11 protein-coding genes are annotated in these 12,708 nt (G+C 57.1%); 9 read left to right on the top strand and 2 right to left on the bottom strand.

Going from position 1 to position 12,708, the window contains the following annotated elements; all coding sequences use genetic code 11:
* Nucleotides 1–34 precede the first annotated feature (34 nt).
* From J5278_RS21040 to J5278_RS21020, 5 genes are all read left to right on the top strand, one after another.
* Nucleotides 35–1,552: an ABC transporter substrate-binding protein gene (locus J5278_RS21040; protein ID WP_209188200.1), complete on the top strand. Its 1,518-nt coding sequence runs from the start codon at nt 35–37 to the stop codon at nt 1,550–1,552.
* 23 nt (nt 1,553–1,575) lie between these two features.
* Nucleotides 1,576–2,517: an ABC transporter permease gene (locus J5278_RS21035; RefSeq protein ID WP_209188226.1), complete on the top strand. Its 942-nt coding sequence runs from the start codon at nt 1,576–1,578 to the stop codon at nt 2,515–2,517.
* Nucleotides 2,514–3,377, top strand: a complete 864-nt coding sequence (locus J5278_RS21030; RefSeq protein WP_374108599.1) for an ABC transporter permease — start codon at nt 2,514–2,516, stop codon at nt 3,375–3,377. The genes J5278_RS21035 and J5278_RS21030 overlap by 4 nt, the downstream gene beginning before the upstream one ends.
* Before the next feature lie 2 nt (nt 3,378–3,379).
* Complete coding sequence (locus J5278_RS21025; protein WP_219259007.1) at nt 3,380–5,182, top strand: ABC transporter ATP-binding protein; 1,803 nt, start codon at nt 3,380–3,382, stop codon at nt 5,180–5,182.
* Between the two features lie 62 nt (nt 5,183–5,244).
* On the top strand, nt 5,245–5,640 hold the full coding sequence (locus J5278_RS21020) for a RidA family protein (RefSeq protein WP_142831629.1): 396 nt from the start codon (nt 5,245–5,247) through the stop codon (nt 5,638–5,640).
* A 319-nt stretch (nt 5,641–5,959) separates the two neighbouring features.
* On the opposite strand, the gene J5278_RS31145 is transcribed toward J5278_RS21020, so the two are convergent.
* Nucleotides 5,960–6,214, bottom strand: coding sequence for a hypothetical protein (locus tag J5278_RS31145; RefSeq protein WP_257623491.1), 255 nt, complete (start codon nt 6,212–6,214; stop codon nt 5,960–5,962).
* A 584-nt stretch (nt 6,215–6,798) separates the two neighbouring features.
* On the opposite strand from J5278_RS31145, the gene J5278_RS21010 reads away from it, so the two are divergent.
* The 3 genes from J5278_RS21010 to J5278_RS21000 all read left to right on the top strand — a co-directional run bounded on the left by J5278_RS21010 (nt 6,799) and on the right by J5278_RS21000 (nt 10,118).
* The gene (locus J5278_RS21010) at nt 6,799–8,931 is read left to right on the top strand and encodes a bifunctional diguanylate cyclase/phosphodiesterase (RefSeq protein ID WP_142831628.1); all 2,133 of its coding nucleotides are present in this window, start codon (nt 6,799–6,801) and stop codon (nt 8,929–8,931) included.
* Between the two features lie 513 nt (nt 8,932–9,444).
* On the top strand, nt 9,445–9,699 hold the full coding sequence (locus J5278_RS21005) for a type II toxin-antitoxin system Phd/YefM family antitoxin (RefSeq protein ID WP_142831627.1): 255 nt from the start codon (nt 9,445–9,447) through the stop codon (nt 9,697–9,699).
* Nucleotides 9,696–10,118, top strand: coding sequence for a type II toxin-antitoxin system VapC family toxin (locus J5278_RS21000; protein WP_142831626.1), 423 nt, complete (start codon nt 9,696–9,698; stop codon nt 10,116–10,118). The genes J5278_RS21005 and J5278_RS21000 overlap by 4 nt, the downstream gene beginning before the upstream one ends.
* Before the next feature lie 326 nt (nt 10,119–10,444).
* On the opposite strand, the gene J5278_RS20995 is transcribed toward J5278_RS21000, so the two are convergent.
* Complete coding sequence (locus J5278_RS20995; RefSeq protein ID WP_209188199.1) at nt 10,445–11,332, bottom strand: AraC family transcriptional regulator; 888 nt, start codon at nt 11,330–11,332, stop codon at nt 10,445–10,447.
* Nucleotides 11,333–11,517: 185 nt separating this feature from the next.
* Between J5278_RS20995 and J5278_RS20990 the strand changes: the two genes are divergently transcribed.
* A complete protein-coding gene (locus J5278_RS20990) occupies nt 11,518–12,687 on the top strand; it encodes a sugar ABC transporter substrate-binding protein (RefSeq protein WP_219259006.1) in 1,170 nt (389 codons plus the stop codon).
* Nucleotides 12,688–12,708: the final 21 nt, after the last annotated feature.

Here is a 12,708-nt window from a genome sequence, read left to right as displayed (position 1 = left end):
AACTGGCCGAACCGAAAACAACAAGGGGATGACGATGAAACACAGTGCATTTGTTTTGATGACGCTTGCGACATTGGCCGGTACTAGCAATCTGGCATTGGCTCAGAAAAGCGACGGCGTCTTGACCGTTGCCACGATCGGCGAGCCGCCGACGCTCGATGTCATGCAGACGCCGACCGATATCGTTCTGACCATCGACCAGCATATTTTCGAGACGCTCTATACCTATGACGCAGAATGGAAGTCGGTTCCGCTGCTCGCCGCTGCCATGCCGACGATTTCCGAAGACGGCATGACCTACAGGATCCCGCTGCGCGAAGGCGTGAAGTTTCACGACGGCAGCGACTTCGACGCCCAGGACGTGACCGCCTCGCTGAAGCGGTGGATGGCGATCAATTCGAAGGGCAAGCAGGTTGCCGCCATCATCGACAGCCTTGAAGAAGACGGCGATCATGCCGTCATCATCAAGCTGAAATCGCGTTATGCGCCGCTGCTGGCCACTCTGTCGCAGGCCTGCGTGATCATGCCCTCCGAAAAGGTCAAGGATACGCTCACCGATTTCATCGGTACCGGCCCTTACGAACTGAAGGAGCGCAAGCCCGACCAGTACACCCAGCTCGTCCGCTTCGACGGCTACAAGTCGCCGCAGGGCACGCCGAGCAACTATGCCGGCAAGCGAGAGGCGATCGCCAAGGAAATCCGGTTCGTTCCTGTTCCAGATGCCAACACTCGCGTCGAAGGCCTGATTTCCGGGCAGTTCGATTATGCGGATTCGTTGCCTGTCAGCGCCTACGAGCGTGTCGAAAAGAGCGGCAACGCCAAACCCGTGATCTTCAAGAATGCCGGCTGGGCTTCGATGAACATGAATATGAAGCAGGGCCTTCTGGTCAATAAGCAGCTGCGTCAGGCGGTGCAAGCAGCCCTCAACGCCAATGACATGATGCTGGCCGCCTTCTCAGATGACCGCTTCTTCAGCGTCGACGGCTCGATTTTCCCGAAGGGCTCCTTCTGGCACACCGAAGCCGGCGTTGCCCGGTACGGAGAAGGCGATCAGGAAGCCGCTGGCAAGCTTCTAAAGGAAGCCGGCTATGACGGCACGCCGCTACGCCTCATGACCAGCCGCCAGTACGAATTCCACTACAAAATCGGCGAAGTCGCCAAGGCCTATCTGGAAGCTGCCGGTTTCAAGGTCGACCTGCAGGTTGTCGACTGGGCAACGCTGACCACCCGGCGCGCCGATCCAAAGGAGTGGGACATCTTCATCACCCATTCCAACTTTCCGGGCGACCCGACCACGATCAACACCATCACCGACAGCTATCCGGGCTGGTACGTTTCCGACCAGAAGACAAAGGCTGTTGCAGCTTACATGGATGCAACCACCGATGATGCCAAGAAGAAGGCCTGGGACGGTATCCAGACAGCCATCTATGATGACGCCTCGCTCTTTAAGGTCGGCAACTTCAATGCGGTTTCCGGTCTCGCCAACGGCGTTTCCGGATACGAGCCAACCTACTGGCCGCATTTCTGGAACGTCAATCCGAAGAAGTAGGGCTTGGAACGACCATGGCTACGATCGCACAGGCACTTTTAACACGGTTGGGGGGCATGGCCGTCGTGCTCGCCCTCGTCGTAACGGTGGTCTTCATCATCGTTCGCGTGACGCCTGGCGATCCGGCCGCAGTCATGCTGGGGTCGGATGCGACCCCTGCGGACATCGCCCAGCTGCGCACCAAGATGGGGCTCGATGCACCGATGATCGTCCAGTATGGCCAGTTCGTGTTGGGCATACTGCATGGTGACCTCGGCCAGTCGATCTTCCTGAACCAGCCGGTGACGACGGCACTTGCCTCGCGTGCCGAGCCGACTTTCTTCCTGACGCTTTTCTCAATCCTGATCGCGGTCGGCATAGCCTTGCCTGTCGGCATCCTGTCGGCGGTCAAGCGCGGAACGATCTTCGACCAGATCGTCGTCACGCTCACCATGGTTGCGGCCAGCGTGCCAAGCTTCTGGCTCGGGCTGATGCTCATCCAGATCTTCGCCGTCGGTCAGGGCTGGTTCCCGGCCTCCGGCTACGGCGGCCCCGAGACACCCTTTCTCGAACGGCTGCATCATCTCGTGCTGCCGGCTGTCGCACTTGGCATCGTCAATTCGGCGCTGATCACCCGCTTCACCCGCGCTGCCATGCTCGATGTCCTCGGTGAGGATTATGTCCGCACCGCCCGTGCCAAGGGCGCCGGGGAAGGTCGCGTTGTCCTCAAGCACGCGTTGAAAAACGCGATGATACCAATCATCACCGTCATCGGCCTGTCGGTCGCTATGCTGGTCGCCGGTGCGGTTGTCACGGAAACCGTCTTTGGTCTGCCTGGCGTCGGCAATCTCGTGGTCTCAGCTGTCCTGCGCCGCGACTATCCAGTCATTCAGGGCGCGTTGCTCACAGTCGCCGCCATTTACGTTCTCATCAATTTCATCGTCGACATGCTCTATATCATCGTTGATCCACGGGTGCGCCTATGATCACCATGGCTTCCGTCTCCATGCCCTTGTCCTCCGGCCTGCGCCGCCTGCTCGGCAACCGAGCCATGCTTTTCGGCGCAATCATTCTGGTCGTCGTCGTCTTCGCAGCGCTGCTGGCCCCCTTTGTCGCGCCCTATGCGCCGAACAAGCTGTCGATTGTCAACAAGCTGAAGCCGCCATCCATGGTCCACTTTTTCGGAACCGACGAATTCGGCAGGGATATCTTTTCCCGCGCCATCTTTGCGGGCCGCATCTCGCTTCTGGTCAGCCTCGGCGTCGTCTTCATCTCGACCGTGCTCGGGGTGATCCTCGGCGTTGCGGCCGGGTTCTTTCGCGGCCTCGATGCGCCGATCTCTCGCCTGCTGGATGCGATGATGTCCTTCCCGGACATCCTGCTGGCGATCGCGCTCGTTGCAGCGCTCGGGCCGTCGCTCACCACCGTCATCCTGGCGCTTGGCATCACCTATGCGCCACGCCTGGCCCGCATTATCCGTGGCTCGACGCTGGTCCTGCGTGAACTGCCCTATATCGAGGCAGCCGTCGCCATGGGGCTCCCAACCTGGCAGATCCTTGTCCGTCACGTGCTGCTCAATCTGGCCTCGCCCATCCTCGTGCAGTCGACCTTCGTCTTTGCCTCGGCGATGCTCGCGGAGGCAAGCCTCTCCTTCCTCGGCGTCGGCGTTTCCACCGACATGCCGACCTGGGGCACGATGCTGGCGTCGGGGCGCGAATATATGAACAACGCACCGTGGCTGATGGTGTTTCCGGGCCTTGCCATCGTCTTCTCCGTTCTCTCCCTGCAATTGCTTGGCGACGGCCTGCGCGATCTTGTCGATCCGCGTCTCGCCAAGGAAAGCTGATCATGACCGACGCGACCACAAACAAGCCGGTCCTTGCAGTCGAGAGCCTGACGACCTCTTTCAAGACACCGGAAGGCTGGAAGGCCGTCATCCGCAATATCAGCCTGCATGTCGATGCCGGCGAGACGGTCGCGATCGTTGGCGAGAGCGGCTCGGGCAAGAGTGTCACCGCGCTATCGACAATGCGGCTTCTACCGGCCGGTCGGGCACGCACTGAAGGCCGTATTCTTCTCGATGGCAAGGACCTGCTTGCTGCAAGCGAAGCCGAGATGCGCAAAGTGCGCGGCGGCTCGATCGGCATGATTTTCCAGGAACCGATGACGTCGCTCAATCCGGTCTTTACCATCGGCAACCAGATCGCGGAAGCGCTGGTCCTGCATCGCGGCCTGTCCTGGGCACAAGCCGAGGCCGAGACCGTGCGGCTGATGGAGCGGGTGCGGATCCCGGCGGCAAAGGCACGCCTCCACGAATATCCACACAAGTTCTCCGGCGGCATGCGCCAGCGCGTGATGATCGCCATGGCGCTTGCCTGTCGCCCGAAGCTTCTGATCGCCGACGAACCGACAACCGCGCTCGACGTTACGATCCAGGCTGAAATCCTTCATCTGCTGCTCGAATTGCAGCAGGACGAAAACATGGGCGTGTTGTTCATCACCCATGACATGGGTGTTGTGGCGGAAATCGCTGACCGTACCGTTGTGATGTTTCGCGGCGACACGATCGAGACAGGGCCGACGCAGGAGATCTTCGCCGCTCCCAAGGCGCTTTACACCAAGTCGCTGCTCGCCTCGATCCCGCGTCTCGGCACCATGGGAGCCGCGGTCGCGCCAAAGCGTTTCCCGGAGGTCGATGCGTCGACCGGCGTGGCAAACGATGGCCGCGAGATGTCTGCCGTTGCGTTGGGCGTCGAGCCGATCCTCAAGGTCGATCGTCTGTCCGTCCGCTTCGACCTGCCGACCGGCCGCGTCCATGCGGTCGAAGACGTGTCCTTCGATCTTCGCCCTGGCGAAACGCTGTCGCTGGTGGGCGAATCCGGCTGTGGCAAGTCGACAACCGGCCGTGCCATCATCCGGCTTATCAATCCGTCCGAAGGCTCGATCGTCATCGGCGGCCAGGATGTGACGAAAGCCGGCACAAGGGAGCTGCGCACCATGCGTCGCACCTCGCAGATGATCTTTCAGGACCCCTTTGCCTCGCTCAATCCGCGCCTCACCGTCGGTTCGGCGATTGCTGAACCGATCCTCGCCCATGGGCTGATGGGACGGCGGGATGCCAAGGAGCGCGTCGTCGAACTGCTGGAACAGGTCGGACTGTCGGCGGCGATGGCGGAGCGCCACCCGCATGAATTTTCCGGCGGCCAGCGGCAGCGCATCTCGATTGCCCGTGCCTTGGCACTTGATCCGAAATTCATCGTCGCAGACGAAGCTGTCTCGGCGCTCGACGTTTCAGTTAAGGCACAGGTTTCCAACCTCCTGCTCGACTTGCAGGAAAAGCATGGTCTTGCCTATCTCTTCATCAGCCATGATATGGCCGTCGTCGAGCGGATGAGCCATCGCGTCGCGGTGATGTTCCTCGGCGAAATCGTTGAGATCGGTCCGCGGGCGGCAATTTTCGACAACCCGCAACATCCTTATACCCGCCGTCTGATCTCTGCGGTGCCTATTCCCGATCCGGCACGCCGCGGCCGGACTGTACCACCTTCGACTGAAGAGATCAGAAGCCCTATCCGTCCATTCGATTACGTTCCGCCGAAGCGCATTTTTCGGGAAGTCTCGCCCGGCCATTTCATCCAGGATTCGCACTGATGCCACTCCCAAGGGGCAACGGTTCAAATTCGCATTGTAAAATAAAACTGAAAGACACTTCCATGACAAGCAACAAGATCATTCGTTACGATATCGCCGACGCCCAGGCAGGCGGCCAGAGCCGACCTTTCGCCAAGGCCGTGCGCGCGGGCGATTTCATCTACATCTCCGGTCAGGTGCCAACCATCGATGGCGAGGTCGTAGTCGGCAATATTGCTGTTCAAACCGAACAGGTGGTCGCCAATATCAAGTCCGTCCTGGCGCTCGCCGACTGCACGCTCGAACATGTGGTCAAGGTTAATGTCTGGCTCGACGACGCCCGCGATTTCTCCAGCTTTAATGCCGTTTTCCAGAAACACTTCATCGATCATCCGCCGGCACGCTCCACCGTCCAATCGCCGATGATGGTCGATGTCAAGGTAGAGATGGACGTCATTGCCTACAATCCGCTGGATTGACAAGGTCTCGCCGGGCCAGGCAACCTCATGCGTCTTTCGTGGCGCCTGAGGCTGCCTTGAAGTCCCTCGCCGCGGGCTGCATGTCGGGCGGGCTGCATGTCAGAAAGCATCCTGTGATCACGAGGACGGCCTGGCGGAAAAATCGGCGCTGAGCCGAGTGGTCCGCGCGTCGATTCTCGGGTTCGACCCAGCCAGGGTCGGGACGCCGTGCTTTTCGAGGTATTGGCGAGATCCTACGCATACCAGAGAAAGGTTTGTCACGCGCCTGGCGACGGCATCGGGCTCCTCGACAACTCCTCTTATCACCAGATCGACCCGATCATCGATCATGTCCCGCCGAAGCTGCGATAAAACCAGATCCCCCCCGGAGATGAGGATATTCGGCCAGCAAATTCGGAATGGTTGGCAGAATGTGAAGTCGACCGAATGTGGTAGGGGCTGCAATGCGGATCGACCCAGACATGTCGGCGCCGCTGCCCTTAACTTCTCGATCAGTAGCTTCGATCGCCTTGAGCAGTGGTTTCATTCTGTCGAAATATTTTTGCCCTTGATCCGTCAAGGTGGCGTTCGGCATGCTTCGATTTGAAGAGTGCAACCCCCAGATGATTTTCGAGCGTACGGATCGCTTTGCTCACTGCCGGCTGTGCCGTGCCGGTTGGTAAAGCCGTTTTTACCCGGAGCTTGCCGCCTGGCAACTGGTCGACGTCGATCCGCCCGCACGGCGTGATGCCAAGGTGTTGCAGCAAACCCGCTTGAGTGTCGATGCCTTTTCATCGTCACGGCCAGGGAAGGCATGGATAGCATTCCAAATGCCAACGAAATCAGATGCCCTGCGTCAGAAGTGGTCACGTGGGAGACCGCAGACACGACAAGGCAATTCATGCTCGTGTTAGCAAAGAAGAGATCGAGCCTCGATCTATACCTTCCCTCGACTGTAGGCCAGTAACGCAACCGCGCAACTTTCCGGACGTACTTCACAAACCAACGCCCAATATTCGAGATGCCGACGCCGGTTAAGTAGTTGCAAGTTCATTTAAGTTAACTGGCTTTTAACCACAAGCGTAAGTCACATGATAATAAGGCTGAGTTAGTTTTCAAAGTCGAGGAAAGATTCAACTACAAAATATCGCTTATATTTTTTATCTGGGGGAGAGGCCAATGCCAATAACGAAGACCAACATCTCGAAGTGGCCTGTTGCTCTCTCCACTGCCTTGTTTGTTATAGTACTTGTCACTCTGGGCGCTCTGGCAACAAATGTCATCACAACCATGCGCCGCTCTGCAGATATCCGTGATGACGAGCGTGCGTCTCGAGCAGCCCAGTCGGCAATCCGGTCTCTCAAAGACCGGGTTTCGATGACACTTCTCGACAATGCCGGCTCGAGTGATGCTTACCAGGTTTCGCAAGCGGGGGAATTCTCTCGATGGGCCATTGAGAAATGGCGCGGAACGAGCGGAGCCGCATCTATCTACGATGGAGCGATCGTAACGACGCGCAGCGGTGCGACCGCTATGGCGAGCTACAAAGGCTCAACCTTCGATCCCTCGACTCGCTTCCGAGGTACTCTCCAGTCGCAAGCTTCGGCAGCTCTGAAGAATGAGGGAAAGCCGCTCGTCGAATTCGTCAAGACGTGGGATGGTGTTGATATCCTGGCATCGACAATCATACATCCAGACGGCGGCACGACAATTAGTACCCCTTATGCGGTTTTGTCGCTCTTCAGGCACGTGCGGGATTCTGACCTTGGCTTGCTTGCGGAGCAATATCAGCTTGAGGGCCTGCGTCTTTACGAGGAAGCACCTCGCAATATGCTCGTCGTCGCGCTGAGGAGTGCCTCAGGCCTACCCGTTGCTTACCTGGGATGGAATAGACTTCGACCGGGCACCCGAGTGTATCAGGAGGTCAGAAATGAAGTACTAGCCGCCGGCGTCATCTTGGTCGTTTTCCTTGTCGTGGTGGTAACTGCCGGAGGTGCAGAGTCCCGGCGGATGGCGAGAATGGCGCGGTTGGCTCGATATGAAGCGAGCCACGATGGTCTCAGCGGCCTTTTGAACAGAAACGGGCTTTTGGCGGATTTGGATAAAGCACTCGAAAACGGGGACGATGTTACACTTCATCTCCTGGATCTTGACGGCTTCAAGGCGGTCAACGACACCTGGGGTCATCAGATCGGCGACGTCCTTATCCAAAAAGTTGCTAACACAATTTCTCAGTGCCACCCGCAAATTGTCTCCGCGGCGCGATTGGGGGGCGATGAGTTTGCCCTTGTCCAGTGCGACCACGGTCCTTCATCGAATTTTTGCGCGCGGGTTCTGTCGATTTTCGAAAAGCCATTCGAAATCGAAGGTCGAACAGTAGAAGTTGGTGTTAGCATTGGCAGCGCGCGTTCGGTCAACGTCACCGACTCCTTCGAATTGCTTCGCCGTGCCGACTTAGCTCTTTATCGGGCAAAGCACGACGGCAAGGGAAGGGCCGTGGGGTATCGGCCGGAACTCGACCGCGACCGCGAAGAGATGGCCGTGCTTGAAAACGAGCTGAAACGTGCCGTTGTCAATGGCGACATCGGTGTTGCCTATCAGCCGCTTGTCGCCTCAGGGAGCGGTAAATTGAACGGTGTAGAAGCGCTCGCTCGATGGCAGAGCCCGACGGGTCCAATCAGCCCTGAAATATTCATCCCCTTGGCAGAGCGCTCTGGCCTGATTGATCAACTGGGCATGTTGATTTTACGTCAATCTGTAAGAGCGGCTGCCGACTGGCCGGAGCTTGGGCTGTCCGTCAATGTTTCTCCGGTGCAAATGTGCAATGCCTCGTTCGCACACCGGGTTGCAAGCCTCTTAAAGGAAGAGAACTTTGAACCCACTCGGCTGACCCTGGAGATTACCGAGGGTGTCCTAATGTCGAACCCAACCCACGCGCAAAGGGCTATCGATGAGCTTAAAAAGATTGGTGTCCGGTTTTCTCTCGATGATTTTGGCTGCGGTTATGCCAGTATCGGAGCGCTTAGACAATTTGGCTTTGACAGCATGAAAATCGATCGGTCTCTGGTTTGGGCATTCGACGATGGGCGTGGAAGAGACATATTGAAGGCGACGATCGCGCTCGCCGCGGCACTATCAATCCCCGTCACAGCAGAGGGGATTGAAAACGAAGGGCAGGCCGACTTTCTTCGAGATGCCGGGTGTGATCAGCTTCAGGGATATATGGTAGGGCGCCCGATGTCCGCGGAAGAGTTATCCCGTTTCAGAACGAACGCGAACGCGCGGCCTTTGAGCTCGCCGGCCGCTGCCTGACAATCCTGGAATAGATATCCAATCTTTGCGTCGAACTTTCAAAAAAGCGAACTCTCCTAATCTTGGGTTTCTCGGTGATGATCGTACGACAGACGAGCCAACATCCAATCCGATAGCAAGACTGTCGGCCGCCCATCCGGTCGCTGTCGAGCACACGCCGACGGTTAGCGCGATGGGACTCGGCTCTTTGGCGGCTTTGCCGCTCATTGCGTTGCGCTCCCTTGCGCGGCCTTTGCGTGAGTTTTGAGCACACACCGCGTGGCATGCGCTCGACCTGTGCCTGATGTTTGGCCGCTATCAGACCGAAGGTGCGGCGGCAACAGCCGACGGCATCGCCCATACAAGAGCTTGCCCGAGCCAGAATAAGCACTTGATTTGGATGAATCACTTTACCAAGTCGGCGATCAAACTTAAACGGCGCCGGGTTTATAGTCGCGTAAAGTGTTGCTACCAAGCCGAATCTCTCTTATATGTAGGTACGTACCTACCTACTTACCTACTAGGAGGCTTTCGATGAGTATGACGAGTTTGTCCAGCCGTGAGGTTAATCACGACGTTAGCAAGGCAAAGAAAGCTGCCCAGATGGGGCCCGTTATCATCACAGACCGTGGTAAGCCATCGCATGTGTTGATGACCTACAGCGAGTTCGAGCGTCTGACGGGAAAACGGCGGAGCCTCGTTGACGCGCTTTCAATGCCCGGTCTCTCGGTGGTCGACCTGGATCCGCCGAGGGCAGAAATCGTGACCCGCGAGGTCGACCTGTTTTGAAATACCTGCTCGATACCAACGTCGTCTCCGAACTGCGTAAGGCCGGAGACGGCAAGGCAGATGTAAACGTTACGCGTTGGCTCAACTCGCAGCATTCGAGCGATCTGTTTATTTCTGCTATCACGATCCTCGAAATTGAGCGAGGGATATTGCTCCTTCAACGTCGCGATCGGTCTCAGGCGGCTCTCTTGCGGACATGGATGGACAGACGCGTCCGCCCTGAGTTCGAGGGCCGTATTCTCTCGATCGATGATGCGATTGCGACGCGTTGCGCTCATCTTCATATCCCAGATCGTCGAAACGAGGCTGACGCTTTGATCGCCTCGACTGCGCTGGTTCATAGCTTGACCGTCGTAACGCGTAACGTTCAAGATTTTGCCGGAACCGGCGCGATTGTCGTTGATCCGTGGCTGGGCTGACGATTTTACATTCTGCAACACAGCATTATGGTGGCAAATAGCCGCGTTCCCTTCCAAATCAAAGCCTTTGGCAGCGGCGGGAGCTGATTTTTCAATATCTTTGGCGGCGCAAGAAGGGTCGGCGGTTCATATCGGATCAAGCGCAAGTAGTGATCTCAGTCTCTTCCAAGCTTTCCTATCAGCACACGGTTACCCTCCCGGTTGCCGCACAAGCGACTGGGTTATCCTGCAACATCGCACAACTCGACCGCCGGAAGGTTTACTTTACGGAGCCCTGTTTTCGCACTCCTTTCGGAGAAAATTGTCCGATTTCATTCTTCATCAGGTCACTTTCGTGAAGCTTGAGCGTTCCCCACGGCATGCCTGAATTGGCTTGGGGAGAGATCTGTTGACTGTTTGAACTGATTGGAGAAATGGAAGGCTGAGTTGAAGCCTAGTAGCCCGGCGATCTCCTTGATCGATTTGTCGGTATTGGAGAGAAAGTCGTGAGCCCGCTGGATCCGGACGGTGATCTGGTACTGTTTGGCAGACATTCCCGTCTTCTCGCGAAAAATCCGCCGGAAATACGGATAGCTGATACCCAGCTCCGCCGCCAAATCTTCGACCGACTGGCCGTCCCCGCAGCGCTCCATGAGAATTGCACGAGCCCTATCCACCAAACGCGAGTTCGCCTCGGCCGCAAGGCCTGATGACCGGCTTAGCAATGCAAGCAGCTGCAGGCCGAGTGTCGATATTACCAATTGGTGCAAAACGGCGTCTTCGCGGGCGAGAGTATGGATCGAAGCGAACACTGCCGCGATTTCGTCTCCCGCGAGGCTCATTGGCCGCTCTTTATTCAGCAAACCCGTGTGTAGCGCAAAGTCGAAAGCGTTTCCACGGCACTCTATCCAGTGCTCCGTCCAGCCACTCGGCCGATCGGGGGCAAAGCGATGCCATTCTCCGGGAAAAAGGAGGAATACCGACCCTTCCGTCACATTCATCTTCCGCCGCGATTTCCCGAATTCGAGCTTTCCGATCCCGCTACTGATGAACACGATTTGGTACGCGTGAAGGATACGGCCACGCGACCAGCTGAAATGATGGTCGTCTGGATGGCGGCTCGGAGGATAGCTGGAGTGTGGCGCTATAACCGAATATCCGGTCGAAACTGCAGTGCATCCCCAAGCATCGGATATTCGGTTTTCAGGCATGTAGACAAAATAATTATCCGCCATTTCAAGACCTCAGAGATAAGATCAATTTTTGTATGCAAAAGTCACTTTTGCGGTTTTTTCCGGCGTGTCAATACGGTTTGGCAATGCTAGCGTTTCGATTGCTGGGCAACTCGATGCGATGGTGCCATGCGCAAAACTGTTATTTAGCCGCTGCCGGGGAGGGTAGCGGACGGGAGGAGAGAAACATGAGAACCCCAATCAGACTGCTCGCAGCAGTATCCTGCCTTTTGGCATCTGCTGCCTACGCCGACGATTTCCACGGTTTCGACCCGTTGAAATTCGACGGAAATATGCTTTCTGCCGAGACCCTGAAGGCCATGGTTCAGGATGCATCCAAGGTCACGCGACCGAAGAATGGTAACAAATACAGTATCGGCTTCGCCAATCTTCAGCGAGACATCGCCTTTGGCGTCCTTGTCGAAAAAGGAATACAGCAGAATGCGGATGCGGCCGGCGTGGAACTGGTCATCGCCGATAATCGTCTCGACGGACCGACAGCGCTTGCCAACGCCAAGTCGTTTGCCGAGCGCAAGGTCGATTACGTCATCGAATTCCAGACTGACGCCAATTTCGGCCAGGCCGTCATGGATGTGTTCAAGCAGGACGGCACAAAGGTCACTGCCATCGACATCCCGATGCCGGGCGCAAGTTTCTTCGGTGTGAACAATCCAAGGTCCGGCTTTATGGGCGGATCTTATCTGGCGAAGGCGGCGGACAAGCAGTTTGGTGGTGATAGCGTGAAGAAGGGCTACCTGGTCATAGGCGCTTTGCCGCAATCTGGCGTCATTCCGCGGATGCGTACCGAAGGACAGCGCGCCGGGTTCCTCGCACTGAGCAAGGCTTTTCCAGCCGATCATATCATCGAGATCGATACGAAAAATACCTTGCAGGAATCCTACACGCAAATGAACAATGTTCTTGGCCGTATTCCACCTGACGCGCCTATCATGATCATCGGTATCAATGACCAAGCGACAATGGGCATGTTGCAAGCCGTGCGTGCAGCGGGTCGCGTCGACCAGGCCGTTGCGGTCGGCAATGGTGCTGATGAAGCCGAGGCGCTCGCCACCGATCCGAAGCTGATTGCGGCGACAGGGTCCTTTCCCGGCAGCTACGGCAACTATCTGATCCCGATCGCGCTTTCAGCGCTTGCGGGAAAACCCGTACCGGAAGCTATATTCGTTACGCATCAGATGGTTACGAAGGCCAACATCTGCAAATTCTACAAGGAATTCGAATGTGCAGGGGAAGCCGACGGCTATGTCTTCCCTGAGGCAGAGTTTGCAAGTTACCTCGCGGGTCTGAAGAAGGAAGACTGGCTGAAGGGTTACGAGGCGATCCTCCCGCAACAATAGGATGAGAGCGGAGGAGAGAGG

The organism is Rhizobium sp. B21/90, from assembly GCF_019355815.1.
Lineage (GTDB): Bacteria > Pseudomonadota > Alphaproteobacteria > Rhizobiales > Rhizobiaceae > Rhizobium > Rhizobium rhododendri.
The sequence above is the reverse complement of the archived record's forward strand: the minus strand, read 5'-3'. Positions and strand labels throughout refer to the sequence as shown.